We start from the raw sequence: 17,902 nt of genomic DNA, 5'->3' as shown, positions 1-17,902 counted from the left end.
CGGGGCGAACGGCGCCAACTTTTCTTCTCCCCCTCGGGGAGAAGGTGGCCCGAAGGGCCGGATGAGGGGGAGTGCCTGCGGCGGGAGCCGCCGCACGGCAAATTGAGACCTCTTGGCGGCTCACGTCGTATATATTGGAACAACAACAGGAGATCAGAACATGACCGGTATCGAAAAGACACGGCCGTTCTTTACCCGCGGCGCGCTGGCCGTGCTCGGTTTTGCCGCGGTGGCGGCGGCCGCCTTCTGGCAGACCCCGGCGCGCTCCGCCGAGGACGCGGTGGTGATCCCGCCGCCGGCAATGGACGAGAAGGCCGCCCCGGGCAGCGAGACGGCGATCTTCGCCGGCGGCTGCTTCTGGGGCGTGCAGGGCGTGTTCCAGCACGTCAAGGGCGTCAGCAAGGCCGTCTCCGGCTACACCGGCGGTGCCAAGGATGACGCCGTCTACGAGACCGTCGGCACCGGCCGCACCGGCCATGCCGAATCCGTCGAGATCACCTACGACCCGTCCAAGGTGACCTACGGCCAGCTGCTGCAGGTCTATTTCTCGGTCGCCCACAATCCGACGCAGCTGAACTTCCAGGGACCGGATTCCGGCACCCAGTACCGCTCGACGATCTTCGCCGAGAACGACACGCAAAAGAAGATCGCGCAGAGCTATATCGAGCAGCTCGACAAGGCCAAGCTCTATCCGGCACGAATCGTCACCACGATCGAGACCGGCAAGACCTTCTATCCGGCCGAGAACTACCACCAGGATTTCCTGACGCTGAACCCGACCTATCCCTACATCGTCTACAACGACCTGCCCAAGGTGGCGAACCTGAAGCAGCTGTTCCCGGCGCTGTACAGCGACAAGCCGGTGCTGGTGCTGTCGGCCAGCAATTGAATTCAAAAAGGGGCGCGCATCTTACCTCCAAGGGTGGATACGCGCCCCTTCTATCCAGCCGGTTACATGGCCTTCATCGCGTCGCATGACACATCAGGGTTCATGTCGGCGAAGGTGCCTGTCGGGTTCTTCTTCCAGGCCCAGACATGCAGCTCGTAGAAAGGCCCCAGGCCATACCGGTTGGGCGCGCTGTTGAAGTTGAACAGCTGTCCTTCCAGGGAGGCCGGACCTTTCGAGGTGATGTATTCGACGGCCACCAGCTTGAGCTTGCCGTCTGCCATCGGCTCGTACATCACGGCCTCCGGCTTAGCGAGGTCGACGGCATCGTCCTTCAGGTAGGCCGCATTGACGTAGTGAATGCCCATGGCGCCGCCGGTGATGCCGCTGGCGCAAGGGATCGGCGCATAGCCTTCCGCGGTGGCCTTCGCCACATCCTCGAAACGGCTGTCGGCTGCCCGCACCTTCTCATCCAGCCTGCCCGTGTCATTGGCATTCGCCGCCGTTGCCGCGATCGACAGGATCGACAGGTTGATGAGGTGCCTGGTCCACACATGAATGTTCATTTTCTCTCCTGGTTTGTTGATTGCGCGCGGGGACAGCCGCCCCGCCGCGAAGTCGGGCCTGGGCTGGGCGCATCATCTGTCCGACCGGGTGAAGTCCCAGTATTGCGGCAGCTCCACGAGCTCCGGCAAGCCGATGTCGCGTCTCAGATAATCGTCCTGCGGTGGCAATCCGCGCCGGCTCGGGCGCAAGGGTGCGAACAGCAAGGCGGCAAGCTGCCGGAAAAGCCGGCCCAGTAACGGGTCTCGTCCGACCGGTCTCGAAGCCGCCGACACCTCGCTGGACGCGTTGTCAGGCAAGCCGCCATCGCCGCGAAGGGCAGTTGGATGCGCATTGCCGCGATCAACGGTAAAAGTAAGGGTCAAGAACCCGCACCTCCGTGATCTTGTCGACCGGAAGCGCGTTTTTCTGGGCAGTGCTGCGGATCGCTTCGGGCGAGGGCGCATCATAAATGCAGAAGCTCTGCTTCTTGTCCGGCGAGACGAAGGACTGCACCCAGGTCACGCCCTTCTCGGCGTTGCGCATGATCACGCCGCCAAGCGCCTCAGCGCCGACATCGTTCATCGGCACGCTGAGGCCATCGGGAAATGTGCGTTCAACCACATAGCGAGGCATATTGGTTTTCCTTTTTCCATGGTTTCACGCTCGATTTGAGCGCGCCAGGACATTGACCACGCTCGCCATGGACGCGCATCGGAGCCTTTCCCTATGTTTTGTGGGAAGATTCCCTATAATGGCGACGTTATGTGTGAGATTGCACCGAAATGTGTGGAGGGTCACATTGTCGGTGATGGTCCCGGACGCTTCTGGCGGACGTCCAGGGAACCGCCGAAACACAATCCTTTCTGGGCGTATGATGATGCTTCTGGAACGGCAGACACAGCTGGCGCAGCTGGATGAACTTCTCGCAGAGGCCGCGAATGGTCGCGGCCGCGTGGTGGCGCTGTCGGGCGAGGCAGGCGCCGGCAAGTCGGCGCTTGTCGAGGCCTTCGTTGGCGGAGTTGCCGATGGCACGCGCATCTTCCGCAGCGCCTGCGAGGATCTGTCGATCCCCGATCCGCTCGGCCCGCTCTACGATCTTGCCCGCGAGGCGCAATGGGCGATGCCGCAGGCGATCGACGCGCGGCAGGGGCAGAGGTTGCCCCTGTTTTCCGACGCGCTGGGAGTCTTCGAGGCAAAGAGCCAGCCGACGCTCCTGGTCATCGAGGACCTGCACTGGGCCGACGACGCGACACTGGATTTCGTTCGCTTCCTCGGGCGCCGCATCGCCAACACCCACATCCTGCTCGCCCTGACGGCGCGCACCGACCGCAGTGAGGGGCAGATGCGCGTGCGCCGCGCGCTCGGCGAAATCCCCGCCGGCAACGTCGTGCGCATCGATGTGCCGCTGCTGAGCGAGGCGGCGGTGCTGTTGCTTGCCAATGCCGCCGGCCGTGATGGCGATGCCATCTACCGCGCGACGGCGGGCAATGCCTTCTTCGTCACCGAGCTTTTGTGCGCGGACAATGAGATGACGCCACCCGCCAGCGTACGCGACGCCGTCGTCGCACGGGCCGAACGGCTGTCGGCCGGCGCCCGCTCGATGCTCGATGCAGTTTCGGTGTTTCCCAGACGCGCCGACGCGTGGGCCTTGCAGGGCCTGTGCGGCGTCGCGGCTGCCGGCCAGCTCGCGGAATGCGTGTCGAACGGCCTGCTCGACGATCTCGGCGACGGCTACGCCTTCCGTCATGAGATCGCGCGCCGCGCCATCGAGATGATGCTGACGACCAGTTCCAGGAGATTGTTCAATCAGCGTGCGCTGTCGGCGCTGCTCGAGAATGGTGGTGTCGCCACAGCGCGCCTCGTCCACCATGCGGTCGAGGCGCACAATCTGCAGGCGGTGCGTGAGTTCGCACCGATTGCGGCGCGGGAGGCCTCGCGTGTCGGCGCCCATCGCGACGCCGCCGGCTACTACGAGGTTGCCCTGCGGCAGGCCGATAGCTTGCCTCAAGACGAGCGCGCCGGCCTTTACGAGCAATATGCGTTCGAGTGCCATTTGATCGCTCGCATAGACGAGGCCATCAAGGCGCAGGAACAGGCACGTGTGCTGCAACAGGCGCTTGGCAACAGGCTGAAGGAAGGCGACAGCCTCAGATGGCTGTCGCGCTTCGCCTATCTTCTGGGGGACCGACAGGCAGCCGACATGTTCGGCGCCCAGGCGGTCGCATTGCTGGAAACCGTTCCGGCCAGCGCCGAACTCGCCATGGCCTATTCGAACCTTTCGCAGCTTGCGATGCTGGCCGAAAGGCTGGACGAGACCTTGTCGCTCGGCGCCAGGGCGATCGAACTCGCCGAACGGTTGAACAGGCCGGAAGTCGTTTGCCATGCTCTCAACAATGTCGGCGCCGCCGAGCAGTGGCTGGACCTGAGCAGCAGCAGGCTGCATCTTGCCCGCAGCCTCGAGATCGCGCTGGAGCAGAATTTTCAGGAACATGCCGCGCGCGCCTTCACCAACTGCGCTTGTGGCGAGATGAACCAGTTGGGCTACAGCCAGGCCCAATCCTTCCTCGATCGCGGCATCGACTATTGCGTCGAGAACGATCTGGCGACCTGGCGCGATTACATGCGTGGGGTGCGGGCCCAGTTGTTGGTGCGCAACGGACGCTGGGATGACGCGGCTGCCGAGGCGCTGGATGTGATTGCCAACGACCGGGCGACGGCGCTGGTGCGCTATCCCGCGCTCGTAGCGCTGTCGCGGCTGAGGGTTCGCCGCGGCGACCCCTCGGCAGAGCCGCTCCTGGCGGAGATGAAGCGGTTTCTGGAGAAGGGCGCCGAACTGCAGCGGCTGTTGCCCTACGCGGCTGTGATGGCCGAACTGGCCTGGCTGGGGGAGGCGGACAAGGACGAGGCGCTGCGGCTGATCGACCTTGCCGAGGGCATGTCGCCGACCCGGGCGGTGTTCGCCGAACTGGCAAGCTGGCGGCAGATGCTGGCGCCCGATGCAGATGCGGGCGACACATTAGGCATGGCCGCGCCCTACCGGATGCTGCTGGCCGGCGACTGGCGGGGAGCGGCCGCGGCGTGGGCCGAACTCGACGCGCCTTACGAACGCGCCCTGGCGCTGGCGCAGGGCGATGAGGCGGCACAGCGGGCGGCGCTGGAGATCCTTGAGGCGCTCGGCGCCCGGCCGGTCGCGAGCCATGTGCGCGACATCATGCGGCGAAACGGCGTCATCGGCATCGCGCGCGGACCGCGCCGCACCACGCGCGCCAACAGCGCCGGCCTGACCCAGCGCCAGATGGAAGTGCTGCAGCTGATCGAGCGGGGTCTCTCCAACAAGCGCATAGCCGAGCATCTCGCCATTTCGCCCAAGACGGTCGATCACCACGTCTCGGCGGTGCTGGGCAAGCTGGATGCCGTCTCACGCGGCCAGGCGTCCGCGTGCGCGCGCGCCAGCGGGCTGATCTGAAGGCGGCAGGCCAGTTTGAACGGCCGGCCCCTCAATCGTAGGTCAGATCCGTCGCCTTGCCGCCGAACACCCGGTAGGCATAGAAGGAATAGAAGATGATGATCGGCAGCACCACCACCGTGCCGACAAGGATGATGGCCAGGCTTTCGGTCGCCGACGCCGCCTGCCATATCGTCAATCTATCGGGCACCACGAACGGGTAGAACGACCAGGCGAGGCCGGCAAAGCCGAGCGCGAAGATGGCGGCCAGCGTCAGGAACGGCGTCAGCGCATGACGGTCGTCGGGCTTCGGCAGATGGAAGGTCTGCCGCCACAGCCACAGGAACAACAGCGCCGACAGGATCGGCAGCGGCGACAGATAGAGAATCTGCGGCCAGACGAACCATTTATCGAAGATGCGCGGGCTGGCGAAGGGTGTCGCCAGCGACACCGCCGCCATGCCGAGCGCCGTCAGCACCAGCGCGGTGCGCAGCCAGCGCACCGCCTTCTTCTGCAGCTCGCCTTCGGTCTTGTAGATCACCCAGGCGGCACCCATCGCCGCGTAGGCGGCGGCCAGGCAGAACGCCACCAGCACGCCGAAGGCCATGCCGCCCAGGCCGACATCGAGGCCGAGCACATAGACGCCCAGCATATAGCCCTGCGCCAGCGAGGCGATGACGGAGCCGAGGAAGAAAATGCGGTTCCAGCGATGCTTCTTGCCGCTCGGCACCTTGGCGCGAAAATCGAAGGCGACGCCGCGCAGGATCAGCCCGACCAAGAGCACGAAGACGGGAATGTAGAGCGCGCTGAGGATGACGCCATGCGCCATCGGGAACGCCACCAGCAGCAGGCCGACGGCCAGCACCAGCCAGGTCTCGTTGGCGTCCCAGAACGGACCGATCGCCGCGATCATCGTGTCCTGTTCGCCGTCCTCGGCCACGGCGAACAGAATGCCGATGCCGAGGTCGAAACCGTCGAGAATGACATAGATCAGGATGGCGAGGCCCATCAGGCCGGCGAAGATGAGGGGGAGAGCGGTGGGCCAGTCGAAGGTCATTTTTCTTACTCCCCAGCCGCCGGCTGCGACATGGCTGCTTTCATGACGCCCGGCAGTGGTGATGAATCGCCATCCTTCGCCGCCTTCAGCGCCAGATGCACCAGCACGCCGAGATAGGCGAGCAGCAGCAGCACGTAGAGGATGAGATAGACGGCGAGCGTCAGCGCGACATGGCTGCCCGCCACCGGGCCGACGGCATCGGCGGTCTTGAGCACGCCGGTGACCAGCCAGGGCTGGCGGCCGATCTCGGTCGTGTACCAGCCGGCCAGCGTCGCCAGCCAGCCCGACAGCGCCATCGGCACCATCAGCATGGCGAGCGGCTTCGGCAGGCTATGCCGGCGCTTGAGGAAGAAGGCGCCCGACCAGGAAACGGCGAGCATCAAAAGGCCGGTGCCGACCATGATGCGAAAACCCCAGAACACCGGGAAGACCGGCGGATGGTTGCCGGGATAATCGTTCAGCCCCGGCACCACGCCGTCGGTCGAGTGCCGCAGCACCAGGCTGGCGCCGTCCGGAATGGCGATCTCGAACCGGTTTTCCTTCGCCGCCTCGTCGGGCAGCGCGAACAGCACCAGCGGCACGTTGGGGCCGGTGTTCCAGTTGGCCTCCATGGCGGCGATCTTCTGCGGCTGGTGCTCCAGCGTGTTCAGCCCATGCTGGTCGCCGGCAAAGATCTGGATCGGGATCAGGATCGCGGCGGTGAAGACGCCGGTGCGCAACGCCTTCCACATCGATTCCGAGCGGTCGCCATTGAGATAACGCAGCGCCGACAGGCCCGATACCAGGAACGAAACCGTCAGACCCGATGCCAGCAGCATGTGAACGAGGCGGTAGGGCATGGACGGGTTGAAGACGATGGCCCACCAGTCGACGGCATGCGCCTTGCCGTCAATCATCTCGAAGCCGGCCGGCGTCTGCATCCAGGAATTCAGCGCGATGATCCAGAAGGCCGACAGGGTGGTGCCGCCGGCGACCAGCACCGTGGCCAGCGTGTGGACGCGGTTGGAAACGCGGCGGAAACCGAACAGCATGATGCCGAGGAAGGCCGCCTCTAGGAAGAAGGCGGTGAGGATCTCATAGGCCAGCAGCGGTCCGGCGATGTTGCCGACATGTTCCATATAGCCCGGCCAGTTGGTGCCGAACTGGAAGCTCATGGTGACGCCGGACACCACGCCCATGGCGAAGGACAGCGCGAACACCTTCACCCAGGTGAAATAGGCGCGCATCCAGGCGGAATCGTTGGTCGCGTTGTAGCGCAGCTTGAAGAACAGCAGCACCCAGCCAAGTGCAATGGTGATTGTCGGAAACAGAATATGAAACGAAATATTCGCGCCGAACTGGATGCGCGACAGTATGAGCGGGTCCATGGCGGGCTCCGGCTGCTATTTGCTGGCGTCAGCGTATGCCCGTTATGCGAGTTGGTCAAAGCGGCGTCCTGCCGCGAGGCTGAACGCCACAGGACAATTTTACCGGTTCATGCGGTACATCTCCAGCCGCTCCCGGCACTGGCTGTCCAGAACTGTCAGCAGCGCCATTGACTTGCGGTTGCACGCGACGACATTCGGCCTATATCAGGGGACCTCTTTCAGGCAGCCGTTTTCAGCCCATGCCCTCCATTCTGTCCATTTCCGGGGTCTCCAAGACCTATGCCACCGGTTTCACCGCGCTCAAGGAAGTCAATCTCGACATCCAGCGCGGCGAGATCTTCGCTTTGCTCGGGCCAAACGGCGCCGGCAAGACGACCCTGATCTCGATCGTCTGCGGCATCGTCAACCGCTCAACCGGCACTGTTACGGTGGACGGTCACGACATCAGCAAGGATTACCGCGCCGCGCGCAGCCTGATCGGCCTGGTGCCGCAGGAACTGACCATCGACGCTTTCGAGAGCGTCTGGGCGACGGTCAACTACAGCCGCGGCCTGTTCGGCAAGCCGGCCAATCCAGGCTTCGTCGAGAAGGTGCTGCGCGACCTGTCGCTCTGGGACAAGAAGGACGCCAAGGCGATCACGCTGTCGGGCGGCATGAAGCGCAGGCTGATGATCGCCAAGGCGCTGTCGCATGAGCCGCGCATCCTGTTCCTCGACGAGCCGACCGCCGGCGTCGATGTCGAGCTGCGCCAGGACATGTGGGAGATGGTGCGCCGGCTGCGCGAGGATGGCGTCACCATCATCCTCACCACCCACTATATCGAGGAAGCCGAAGCGATGGCCGACCGCGTCGGCGTCATCAACCGCGGCGAAATCATCCTGGTCGAGAACAAGGCCGAACTGATGCACAAGCTCGGCCGCAAGCGGCTGGTGCTGGAGCTGCGCAATCCGCTGACGGCGATCCCGGAAACCTTCTCGCGCTATGCGCTGGAGCTGTCGCCGGATGGCGGGCAATTGACCTACACCTATGACAACCAAGCCGAGCGGCCGGGCGTCGCCTCGCTGATCCGCGACCTCGAGGCATCAGGCATCCAGTTCCGCGACATCGACACGCAAAACAGCTCGCTCGAGGAGATCTTCGTCAATCTGGTGAGGAGAGAGCCATGAACCTGCGCGCAGTTTGGGCGATCTACCGGGTCGAGATGGCGCGTGCCTTCCGCACCGTACTGCAGAGCATCATCTCGCCGGTCATCTCGACATCGCTGTACTTCGTCGTCTTCGGCTCGGCCATCGGCTCGCGCATCACCGAGATCGACGGCATCAGCTACGGCGCCTTCATCGTGCCCGGGCTGATCATGCTGTCGCTCTTGACGCAGTCGATCTCCAACGCCTCCTTCGCCATCTATTTCCCGAAATTCGTCGGCTCGATCTACGAGCTTCTGTCGGCGCCGGTCTCCTATCTGGAGATCGTCATCGCCTATGTCGGCGGCGCGGCGACCAAGTCGATCATCCTCGGCCTGATCATCCTGGCCACCGCCTCGCTGTTCGTGCCGCTGCAGATCGAACATCCCTTCTGGATGATCGCCTTCCTGGTGCTGACGGCGGTGACCTTCAGCCTGTTCGGCTTCATCATCGGCATCTGGGCGAAAAGTTTCGAGCAGCTGCAGCTTGTGCCGCTGCTGATCGTCACGCCGCTCACCTTCCTCGGCGGCAGCTTCTATTCGATCCACATGCTGCCCGGCATCTGGAAGACGATCACGCTGTTCAACCCGGTCGTGTACCTGATCAGCGGTTTCCGCTGGAGCTTTTACGGCAAGGCCGACGTCTCGGTCGGCGTCAGCCTCGGCATGACGCTGGTCTTCCTGGCCGTCTGCATCGCCATCGTCGCCTGGATCTTCAAGACCGGCTACAGGCTGCGGAACTGACGCAGTGCTAAAGTCGTCGTCCTGGGGCAATTCCAGGAAAAGTGTGAGCGGTTTTCCGTCCGGAATTGCTTCAAAACAAAGAGTTGGGACGATACAGGGAGCGAAGCTCCCTGTAGCTCTCACTGCGACCAATACTGCCAGGCCCAGTAAAAACTTTCGTCGCGCGGCGGCAGGCGGTCGCAGCCGGTCGGGAATTGGACCGGCGCCGGCGAGCGCTCCTGGCTCGCCGCTTTGTCGTCGGAGGCAAGGCCGAGCAGCCAGGCGCCGAAATGGGCGAACAGCACGGCGGTGGAATGGGTCATCGTCACTCTCCTGCGCTTGCGGTTGATCATTCCCGTCCCGCCCACGGGACGAGCGCGCGCTCGATCCGGCGGATGGTGAATTCGAGCACGAAGGCGATGGCCGCGATCACCAGAATGCCCATGATCACCACTTCGGTGACCAGGAACTGCGCCGCCGACTGGATCATGAAGCCAAGCCCGCGCGTCGCCGCCACCAGCTCGGCCGCCACCAGTGTCGACCAGCCGGCGCCGAGCGCGATGCGCAGCCCGGTCAGGATCGAGGGCAGGGCGCTCGGCAGGATGACGTGGCGGACCACCTGGCGCCTGGTCGCGCCGAGCGAGCGCGCCGCGTCGATGCGCTCCTGCGAGACGCCGCGAACACCCGATGCGGTCGACAGCGCCACCGGCGCCAGCATGGCGATGGCGATCACCAGGATCTTCGATGGCTCGCCGATGCCGAACCAGATGATGACCAGCGGCAGATAGGCCAGCGGCGGGATCGGCCGCAGGAATTCCAGCAGCGGATCGAAAATGCCGCGCCCGACCGTGCTGATGCCGATGGCAAGACCGACCGGCACGCCGACGAGGATGGCGGCGACCAATGCGGCGAACACGCGGCCGAGGCTGGCGACAGTGTGCTGCAGCAGCGTCGCGTCGACGAAGCCGTCGCGCGCCACGACGATGAATTTGTTCCACACCGCCACGGGCGAGGGCAGGAACACCGGCGACACCAGCTGCAGGCGGGCCGACAGCGCCCACGCCGCCAGCACCACCAGGATGGTGACCGCGCTGATCATGCGGGCCGAAACCCCTTTGCGTTTCGGGCTGGGCCGCGACCACGGCACCGATAGGCCGTCGGCCTCTTCGGTCCTGTGGCCGGCGCGCTCGGTGTAGGAGGAGATGGTCATGCCGCTTCTCCCTCGAAGATGGCATCGGTCAGTTCGCCGCGCGCCGCGGCGAAGGCCGGGTCGGCCTTGATCGCGCGGATGCCCTCGCCCGCGGCGTAGCGCCTGGAGAAGCCTGGCTCGAAGCTGCGCACGACGCGGCCAGGGCCTGGCGCCAGCACGACGATGCGGGTGGCGAGCACCAGCGCCTCCTCGATGCCGTGCGTGACCATCAGCACGCCGGCATGGCTGGCCGTCCAGAGATCGAGCAGCGTCGTCTGCATGCGCTCGCGCGTCAGCGCGTCGAGCGCGCCGAGCGGCTCGTCGAGCAACAGGAATTGCGGTTCGGCGGCGAGCGCGCGGGCAAGGCCGACACGCTGGCGCATGCCGCCGGACAGCTCCCAGATGCGCTTGTCGCCGGCGTCACCGAGCTTGACCAGCGCCAGAAGCTCGTCGGCGCGCCGCGCACGCTCGGCCGGCCGGACACCGCGCAGACGCAGCGCGAAGGCAACATTTTCGCGCGCGGTCAGCCAGGGAAACAAGGCATCGTTCTGGAACACCACGGCGCGATCCGAACCTGGCGCCGTGATCGGCCGGCCGTTGATCGTGGCATTGCCGCGCGCCGGCGTGACCAGGCCGGCGCCGACATTGAGCAGCGAGGTCTTGCCGCAGCCGGAACGGCCGACAAGTACGACGAAATCATCCCCGGCCACATCGATCGACACACGCTCGACGGCAGGTGCCGGCTGGCCGTCATAGTGGATCGAGATCTTGTCGAGCACGAGATGCGGCATGGAGCCTCTCAGGACGTTCATTGAAACTCGCCTGCCCCGAAAACGCGCCTCGTCAGCGATTCCGGGGCAGGCACGCGGCGTCAGGGAAGGAGATCCGCGCGCGTTCAGGTGGCGCCAGGCGGTCAGTTCGAGGCCAGCGCCTCGGTGACGTATTTCGATGTCACATATTTCGAATAGTCCGGCAGCACGGCATCGACCTTACCCTGCTCCTTGAGGAAGGCGGAGGCCGCCGCGACCGCCTTGACCGTGCCGCCGCCGAGGAATTTGTCGGAGGCCTGCTCTTCCAAGGTCGGGAAGACATAGCCCTTCAACAGTTCCGGCACCTCTTCCAGCTTGGCGCCGGTGAGCTTGGCGATCTTGCCGGCCTGCGGCGAGGACACCGACCAGGCGTCGGGCTTGGCGAGGTACTCGGCATAGGCCGCACCCGTCACCTTGACGAAGTCGCGCACGGCTTCCGGGTTCTTCTGCGCAAAATCGGTGCGCACGATCCAGGCGTCGAAGGTCGGCGCTCCCCAGGCGGCGACCTGCGAGGAATCCACCACCACCTTGCCCGTCGTCTTGATCTGGCCGAGCGCCGGATCCCAGACATAGGCCGCATCGATGTCGCCGCGGGCGAAGGCGGCGGCGATTTCCGGCGGCCGCAGATTGAGGATCTGGACCGACTTCGGATCGACATTCTCGTGCTTGAGCGCGGCAAGCAGGCTGTAATGCGTGGTCGAGACGAAGGGCACGGCGACCTTCTTGCCGGCGAGGTCGGCGACCTTCTCGATGCCGGCGCCGTTGCGCGCGACCAGCGCCTCGGACGGTCCGATCAGGCCGACGACGAAGATGGTCTGGATCGGCAATTCGCGGCTGGCCGCGGCCGCCAGCGGGCTCGAACCGACATAGCCGATATCGACCGAGCCGGAAGCGACCGCGGTGATGACATCGGCGCCGGAATCGAATTTGCGCCAGTCGATCGCGGCCTTGATAACCTTTTCATAGGCGCCATCGGCCTGCGGCACCTTGGAGGGTTCGACCACCGTCTGGTAACCGATGGTGATCTTCAGGTCATCGGCCAAAGCCGGGCTGAGAAAGGCGGCGCCGGCGAGGGCAGCCGACGACAGAAGGAGAATGCGTCGCGAAATGGTGGACATCAAAGGGCTCCATGAAACCAGAGAAAACCGGATTGCCCTATGATAGTCCGCTAATTCTATCGGCCTTGTAGAGTTAAATCCTTCCAACGAAGGCGGGTTTGTTGGAAAAAATCTGCCGACGAGACGGCGCCAAGGCGGAAAGGGCGGCTGCAGCGGCGGTCACCGCCACGATGGTCCATATGAAGGGGAATGACGCTCCACGAACGCCAGACTTCGTCATCCCGGGCGAAGCAAGGAGCGAAGCGACGCGGCGCAGACCCTAGAACCATGCCGGGACTCCGGAGCGCTGCTGCGGTTCAGGTTCTGGTCCGCTGCACCCTTAGACCAAGGTCGCGGCATGGATCCATTGGGCTGCGGAGCAGTTCCCGGGTCTCCGCGACGGGAGCTTCGCTCCTGCTCCGCCCGTGGATGACGAAGTCGGGAAGGCTCGGGGCAGGTCGACAACCGTCGGCACCCATCATCCACGAAATGACAATTTTCGCTTTTGCGATTGCCACGAAAAATCCATGCCTCAAACAGCCACGGAATTGACAAGCCATTCCGCGTGTTCGAGGGTAAGTATAGTATCCTTATCGACATGAGGGATTGGAGGCGACGATGAGCGAGCACCCCACCACCATGATCGTTCACGGCATGCGTCGGCTGAAGGCACCACATCAGTCGGCGCGCGACACGGCGGACCTGCGGGAAACCATTTGCCGCCTCTTCGCCATCGAGATGCATTTCTGTGCTCTTATTGGCACAAAGGCCTGACAAAATGGCTATTGCGGCTTGAAAACGAAGCAAATTCAACGTTTCTCGGCTTGTACATCATGTCACTAGAATTTATGTGTCATGGATGCTTGGACGCGGCGGGGAGGCTCGCCAGGCGTTTCGCAACGGATGGCCTCGTGCCATCGCATGACAGAGAAACGTTCGGTCAATGCTCACCAAAAAAGGCAAGTACGGCCTCAAGGCGCTGGTCCACCTCGCGCATATGCCGGCCGGGCAACTGGCCTTCGTCAACGACATCGCGACCGGCAACAACATTCCGAAGAAATTTCTCGACGCCATACTGGGCGAGCTGCGCAATGCCGGTTTCGTCCAGAGCCGCAAGGGCAAGGATGGCGGCTACCGCCTGGCGCGGCCGGCCGACGAGATCAAGGTCGGCCATGTCGTGCGCGTCCTCGACGGGCCGCTGGCGCCAATTCCCTGCGCCAGCCGCACGCAATATCAGCGCTGTGAAGACTGCAACGAGGCGACATGCCAAGTCCGACATCTGATGCTCGAGGTCCGGCAGGCGATCGCCGAGGTGCTCGACCAGCGCAGCCTCGCCGAAATGCGCGACATCGTCCTCGACGACCTTACGGTCGCGAGGGCTATCGACGAGCTACCAGTGAAGGTCCAGGCCTGACGCCTCCCGTCCTGCGGAGGCGCGCATGAGTGGCCGCGCGAACTCGATCATCATCGTCGGCGGCGGCGCCTCGGGCGTCGTGATGGCCGCGCATCTCCTGAAATCACCCAATCCGGATCTGCGCGTCACACTGATCGAAAAGCGCCCGCATTTCGGTCAAGGCATCGCCTATTCGACGCTGCTGTCGGCCCATGTCTTGAACGTCAGCGCCGCCGGCATGAGCGCCTATGCCGACGATCCCGGCAATTTCTGGCGCTGGCTGCAGGGGCGGGGCCTGGTCGACCCGGAGCAGACGCCGCAGACACCCTTCTACGCGCCGCGCAGTATTTATGCCCGCTATCTCGGCGAGCTGCTCGACGAGCTCGAAGCGCGCGAGCAGCCGACCGGACGGCTGCGCCTGATCCACGAAGAGAGCCTGTCGATCACGCCGACCGCGTCGGGCGTCGAGGTGGCGCTTGCCAACGGCACCAGCGTCGTCGCCCATCTGGCCATACTCGCCACCGGCCATGACGAACAGCCGGCGCAAGGCCATGCGATCCGCATGGGCTCGGAGGCCGACACCGCGCTCGACCCGGAAAGCCGCGTCATGGTGCTGGGCACCGGCCTCAGCATGGTCGATGCGTTCCTGGCGCTGGAACAGCGCGGCCACACGGGCGAGATCGTCGCGGTGTCGCGGCGCGGCCTGCTGCCGTCGCCGCACCGCAAGGGCAATCCGATCAAGCTCGACGTCGCCGACATCCCGCTCGGCACCCAGCTTTCCTATTTCGTCGGCTGGTTCCGCGACCTGATCCGCGAGAACCAGAAGGCCGGCATCGACTGGCGCGACGTGGTCGATGGTCTCAGGCCGTTCAACCAGAAGATCTGGCAGAACTGGCCGGCTTCCGCCAAGCGCCGCTTCGTCGAGCACACCAAGGCCTGGTGGGACATCCACCGCCATCGCATGGCGCCGGAAGTCTACGCCAAGGTGACACAAGCCGTGCAGGCCGGCCGCATCCGGCTTGTCGCCGGGCGCGTCGTCGGCATCGTGCCAAGCGAGGCTTTCAGCGTCGACATCCAGTCGCGCCACAGCCAGCTTGTCGAGACTTTAGACGTCGCCCGTATCTATGATTGCTCGGGCATCGTGCGGGACATTTCGACCTCGTCGAACAGCGTGGTGCGCTCCCTGGTCGACCGCGGGCTCGCGCGACCGGATCCGATGCGCATCGGCCTCGACGTCTCGGCCAATTGCGAGATCATCGCCAGCGACGGCACGGTCTCGCGCAAGATCCTCGCCGTCGGCCCGCTGACGCGCGGCACCTTCTTCGAGATCGACGCCATTCCCGACATCCGCGTCCAGTGCGCGCGGCTGAGCAAGCAGTTGCTGGGATAAATGCCGGCTGGCGCTCAGCCGCCTAGCGCCTCGCACACCAGGCGCGCGGTCTCGGCGCCGGAGAAATTCTGCTGGCCGGTGATCAGGTTACCGTCGCGCACGGCGAAGCCGCGCCACAGCCCGGCCTGGACATAGTTGGCGCCGATCGCCCTCAACTCGTCCTCGATGCGCCAGGGCATCAGATGCTTGCCGCGCTCGAGCGCGCCCATCTCCCACGTCGCCTTGTCGGCGAAATCCTCCTCGGCATTGGCGAAACCGGTCACGGTCTTGCCGGCGGCGAGCAGCGCCCCATCGGCGCGCCTGGCGTAACGCAGGATGGCGGTGCCGTGGCAGAGTGCGGCGGCCACCTTGCCGGCCTCATGGAAGGCGACGAAGGTCCGTTGCAGGTCGGTCGCGCTCTCGTAAGAGAACATCGGCGCCTGGCCGCCGGCAACCACAATCGCGTCAAAGCTGCCGACATCGATCTCCGCCGCTGGCCGCGTGGTCTCGACCAGGGCCGCGAGTTTCGGGCTCGACAGGAAGCCGAGCGAGATGAGATCGGTTTCGGAATAACCCGAGGGATCACGCGGATCGCTCAGCGCGTCGGCCTCGCATCTGCCGCCCTCGGGCGAGAAGATTTCCACCGCATAGCCGCGCTCGGTGAAGGCGAACCAGGGATGCGTCAACTCGCTCCACCAGAAGCCGACCGGCCATCCTGTCGTGGTCGATATGGCCGGATTGGCGATGACGATGGCCACACGTTTCGGCTTGCGTGCATTGACCGCATTGGCATCCCTGACGCTCATCTTCGCTCTCCCTCATGAAACTGTCGCCGACAAAGCCGGGCCCGGCAATCTGGCCACATGGCCGGGCAAAATCCGCTTCCGTCGCGGCGGCGCCTTGCCTACGATGGTGCCATGACACAACGCGGTAGACTCTATGGCTGCCCGGTCGAGTTCGCGCTCGACGCGCTCGGCGGCAAATGGAAAACGGTGATCATCGCGCGCATCAAGCAAGGGCCGCTGCGCTATTCCGAACTGCGCCGGCTGATCCCGTCGCTGTCCGACAAGATGCTGACGCAGCGCCTGGCCGATCTCGTCGAGATCGGCTTCGCGGTGCTCGAGACGTCGCCCGACGGCAAGGCGCGCTACGCCTTGACCGAGCGCGGCCAAGATCTGGCCGCAGCGCTCCAGGCGCTCTACGACTGGGGCAGCGTGCATGGCCGCGCCGAGGGCGTGCGCTTCCGCGGTGATATCGAGGCGGCGGCCTAGCAACTTTTGTCCCTCACGCCGCATCGGCAAGCGCGCCGCAAAAGCCGGCGACATCGGTGATGACGGCCTCGCCGAGGAAACGCAGCGTCGCCATCGAGCGGTCGCGCGCTTCCTGGTTGCCGAAGCCGCAGGCGTCTTCGATCACCACAGCCGTAAAACCATTGTCGGTCGCCTGGCGCACGCTCGGCTCTATGCCGATCTCCATGGCGATGCCGGCAAGGGCGACGGCGCGCACGCCGCAATCGCGCAAGGCGAAGCCCAGGGCGGTGGAATCGAAGGCCGACATGGTCAGCTTGTCGAACACGGCTTCGTCGGCGCGAGGCGCCAGTTCGGGGACAATTCTCGTCGCTACGGCGTCGCGCAGGAACCACGGCTCTACCGCGTCGGGACTGTCGCGCCGCTGCCAGGCCATGGCGGTGCGCAATTGGGTGGCGCCCATCCATTTGCGCGGCAAGGAGAGATGGCGCGTGAACGCCACCCGCATGCCGGCCGAGCGGGCGGCTTCGAGCACAATACCTGTGCGCTCGACGATATCGGCCGCGCCGGCGACCTGGCGGCAGATGCCGACCTGCATGTCGTAGACCACCAGCGCCACGCGGCTGGGATCACACCATTCGGCCAGGTTGGTTGGAACCTCTATGCCTTCGCTCGACCGGATCATGCCGCGGTCCGGTCCCAGGGTTGGGCGATGTCGACGCCTGGGTCGAACAGATATTCGAGCGGCAGCGGTGCCGGATCGAAGGCGAGAAAATGCCACTCGAGCAGCCCGGCCTTCGACAGCGGGAAGTCGTCCGTATAGCGCCTGGCTTCATCGACGCTGTCGAGCTCGAAGACGATGATGACGCCGCCGATATCGGCGCGGGCATAGTTTTCGCGCACGATGCCGGCCTTCCACAGCCGCCAGACATTCGACACCTCGTCGCGCAGATAGGGTTTCAAATCATCGAGTGTGACGCCGGGCTTGAAGTTGTCATAGGCGATGATCTTCATCGGCTGTCTCCTCTTGGCATGTCAGGATCGCGCGGCCTGCTTGTTTCGGCCGGCATCCCGTTCGGCTAGCATGTCGAAAATGGCGGCTTCAACGAACGAGATGGTTCGTTGAACGAGCCGGCCGGTTGCCCTTTCGTGGCGCGCGGCATTCAGCGGAGAGGAGACGAGAATGGCCATCGAGCGGCTGAACCCGAAGGGCATGCACAGCAACCCGGCCTATTCGCAGGGCGTGGCGCTGCCGGCCTCGGCCCGCATCGTACTGATCGGCGGCCAGAACGGCATCGACGCCAATGGCCAGATCGTCGGCAAGGGCGACATCGCGGCGCAGACCGCGCAGGCGCTGGCCAATCTGGCGATGGTGCTCGATGCCGGCGGCGCCAGGCCGGAAGACCTCGTCCGCCTGTCGATCTACATTGTCGGCGACGCCGACATCAGGCCGGCCTTCGGCGCCTGGATGGCATTTTGGGGCGATCGCGGGCCGCCGCCGGTGGTGACAGGCATACGCGTGCTCGGCCTCGCCAATCCGGATTTCCTGATCGAGATCGAGGGGCAGGCGGCGATCGGCTAGAAGCCCTGCTTT

The 17,902-nt window shown here is 64.8% G+C and carries 20 protein-coding genes; 9 read left to right on the top strand and 11 right to left on the bottom strand.

Annotated features, from left to right (window positions below; all coding sequences use genetic code 11):
• The first annotated feature begins 160 nt into the window (after positions 1–160).
• Positions 161–889 (top strand): peptide-methionine (S)-S-oxide reductase MsrA, encoded by a 729-nt coding sequence (gene msrA / locus ACLGL5_RS06430; RefSeq protein ID WP_083246497.1) that lies wholly within the window; start codon positions 161–163, stop codon positions 887–889.
• 62 nt (positions 890–951) lie between these two features.
• Here the strand turns inward: msrA and ACLGL5_RS06425 are convergent, their stop codons facing one another.
• Positions 952–1,452 carry a hypothetical protein gene (locus ACLGL5_RS06425; protein WP_038650857.1) on the bottom strand — a complete coding sequence of 167 codons (501 nt, stop codon included), beginning with the start codon at positions 1,450–1,452 and terminating at the stop codon, positions 952–954.
• A gap of 340 nt (positions 1,453–1,792) precedes the next feature.
• Positions 1,793–2,065, bottom strand: a complete 273-nt coding sequence (locus ACLGL5_RS06420; protein ID WP_032932362.1) for a DUF4242 domain-containing protein — start codon at positions 2,063–2,065, stop codon at positions 1,793–1,795.
• A gap of 244 nt (positions 2,066–2,309) precedes the next feature.
• Here ACLGL5_RS06420 and ACLGL5_RS06415 point away from each other — a divergent pair, with 244 nt between their 5' ends.
• A complete protein-coding gene (locus ACLGL5_RS06415) occupies positions 2,310–4,898 on the top strand; it encodes a helix-turn-helix transcriptional regulator (protein WP_069093227.1) in 2,589 nt (862 codons plus the stop codon).
• 31 nt (positions 4,899–4,929) lie between these two features.
• Here ACLGL5_RS06415 and ACLGL5_RS06410 read toward each other — a convergent pair whose 3' ends face one another.
• Together ACLGL5_RS06410 and ACLGL5_RS06405 are read right to left on the bottom strand one after the other, a co-directional pair.
• Positions 4,930–5,934 (bottom strand): cytochrome d ubiquinol oxidase subunit II, encoded by a 1,005-nt coding sequence (locus ACLGL5_RS06410; protein ID WP_038650851.1) that lies wholly within the window; start codon positions 5,932–5,934, stop codon positions 4,930–4,932.
• Between the two features lie 5 nt (positions 5,935–5,939).
• Positions 5,940–7,301 (bottom strand): cytochrome ubiquinol oxidase subunit I, encoded by a 1,362-nt coding sequence (locus tag ACLGL5_RS06405; protein ID WP_019862207.1) that lies wholly within the window; start codon positions 7,299–7,301, stop codon positions 5,940–5,942.
• Between the two features lie 239 nt (positions 7,302–7,540).
• Between ACLGL5_RS06405 and ACLGL5_RS06400 the strand changes: the two genes are divergently transcribed.
• Together ACLGL5_RS06400 and ACLGL5_RS06395 are read left to right on the top strand one after the other, a co-directional pair.
• Complete coding sequence (locus tag ACLGL5_RS06400) at positions 7,541–8,467, top strand: ABC transporter ATP-binding protein (protein WP_064982255.1); 927 nt, start codon at positions 7,541–7,543, stop codon at positions 8,465–8,467.
• Positions 8,464–9,225 (top strand): ABC transporter permease, encoded by a 762-nt coding sequence (locus tag ACLGL5_RS06395; RefSeq protein WP_019862205.1) that lies wholly within the window; start codon positions 8,464–8,466, stop codon positions 9,223–9,225. Before ACLGL5_RS06400 ends, ACLGL5_RS06395 begins: the two co-directional genes overlap by 4 nt.
• 119 nt (positions 9,226–9,344) lie before the next feature.
• On the opposite strand, the gene ACLGL5_RS06390 is transcribed toward ACLGL5_RS06395, so the two are convergent.
• The 4 genes from ACLGL5_RS06390 to tauA form a co-directional block, all read right to left on the bottom strand.
• Positions 9,345–9,527, bottom strand: coding sequence for a hypothetical protein (locus tag ACLGL5_RS06390; protein ID WP_069093226.1), 183 nt, complete (start codon positions 9,525–9,527; stop codon positions 9,345–9,347).
• A gap of 26 nt (positions 9,528–9,553) precedes the next feature.
• Positions 9,554–10,414 carry an ABC transporter permease subunit gene (locus ACLGL5_RS06385; RefSeq protein WP_069090593.1) on the bottom strand — a complete coding sequence of 287 codons (861 nt, stop codon included), beginning with the start codon at positions 10,412–10,414 and terminating at the stop codon, positions 9,554–9,556.
• Positions 10,411–11,184, bottom strand: a complete 774-nt coding sequence (locus ACLGL5_RS06380) for a taurine ABC transporter ATP-binding protein (protein ID WP_069090592.1) — start codon at positions 11,182–11,184, stop codon at positions 10,411–10,413. The genes ACLGL5_RS06385 and ACLGL5_RS06380 overlap by 4 nt, the downstream gene beginning before the upstream one ends.
• A 122-nt stretch (positions 11,185–11,306) precedes the next feature.
• Entirely contained in the window at positions 11,307–12,320 is a 1,014-nt protein-coding gene (gene tauA / locus ACLGL5_RS06375; RefSeq protein WP_069090591.1) for a taurine ABC transporter substrate-binding protein, read from the bottom strand.
• Positions 12,321–12,917: 597 nt separating this feature from the next.
• Between tauA and ACLGL5_RS06370 the strand changes: the two genes are divergently transcribed.
• The 3 genes from ACLGL5_RS06370 to ACLGL5_RS06360 all read left to right on the top strand — a co-directional run bounded on the left by ACLGL5_RS06370 (position 12,918) and on the right by ACLGL5_RS06360 (position 15,082).
• Positions 12,918–13,073: a hypothetical protein gene (locus tag ACLGL5_RS06370; protein ID WP_171903232.1), complete on the top strand. Its 156-nt coding sequence runs from the start codon at positions 12,918–12,920 to the stop codon at positions 13,071–13,073.
• Positions 13,074–13,242: 169 nt separating this feature from the next.
• Complete coding sequence (locus ACLGL5_RS06365; RefSeq protein ID WP_064982249.1) at positions 13,243–13,713, top strand: RrF2 family transcriptional regulator; 471 nt, start codon at positions 13,243–13,245, stop codon at positions 13,711–13,713.
• 25 nt (positions 13,714–13,738) lie between these two features.
• Positions 13,739–15,082, top strand: coding sequence for an FAD/NAD(P)-binding protein (locus tag ACLGL5_RS06360; protein WP_064982247.1), 1,344 nt, complete (start codon positions 13,739–13,741; stop codon positions 15,080–15,082).
• Between the two features lie 14 nt (positions 15,083–15,096).
• Here the strand turns inward: ACLGL5_RS06360 and ACLGL5_RS06355 are convergent, their stop codons facing one another.
• On the bottom strand, positions 15,097–15,867 hold the full coding sequence (locus ACLGL5_RS06355; RefSeq protein ID WP_069090590.1) for a type 1 glutamine amidotransferase domain-containing protein: 771 nt from the start codon (positions 15,865–15,867) through the stop codon (positions 15,097–15,099).
• A 111-nt stretch (positions 15,868–15,978) separates the two neighbouring features.
• Between ACLGL5_RS06355 and ACLGL5_RS06350 the strand changes: the two genes are divergently transcribed.
• Positions 15,979–16,332 carry a winged helix-turn-helix transcriptional regulator gene (locus ACLGL5_RS06350; RefSeq protein WP_069093225.1) on the top strand — a complete coding sequence of 118 codons (354 nt, stop codon included), beginning with the start codon at positions 15,979–15,981 and terminating at the stop codon, positions 16,330–16,332.
• A 13-nt stretch (positions 16,333–16,345) separates the two neighbouring features.
• On the opposite strand, the gene ACLGL5_RS06345 is transcribed toward ACLGL5_RS06350, so the two are convergent.
• Together ACLGL5_RS06345 and ACLGL5_RS06340 are read right to left on the bottom strand one after the other, a co-directional pair.
• Entirely contained in the window at positions 16,346–16,993 is a 648-nt protein-coding gene (locus ACLGL5_RS06345; protein WP_083246494.1) for a cysteine hydrolase family protein, read from the bottom strand.
• Positions 16,990–17,322, bottom strand: coding sequence for a hypothetical protein (locus ACLGL5_RS06340; protein WP_064982244.1), 333 nt, complete (start codon positions 17,320–17,322; stop codon positions 16,990–16,992). Before ACLGL5_RS06340 ends, ACLGL5_RS06345 begins: the two co-directional genes overlap by 4 nt.
• A gap of 169 nt (positions 17,323–17,491) precedes the next feature.
• Here ACLGL5_RS06340 and ACLGL5_RS06335 point away from each other — a divergent pair, with 169 nt between their 5' ends.
• Positions 17,492–17,890 carry a RidA family protein gene (locus ACLGL5_RS06335; RefSeq protein ID WP_069090589.1) on the top strand — a complete coding sequence of 133 codons (399 nt, stop codon included), beginning with the start codon at positions 17,492–17,494 and terminating at the stop codon, positions 17,888–17,890.
• The last annotated feature ends 12 nt before the right edge of the window (positions 17,891–17,902 follow it).

This window comes from Mesorhizobium sp. U510 (assembly GCF_059180695.1).
The sequence above is the reverse complement of the archived record's forward strand: the minus strand, read 5'-3'. Positions and strand labels throughout refer to the sequence as shown.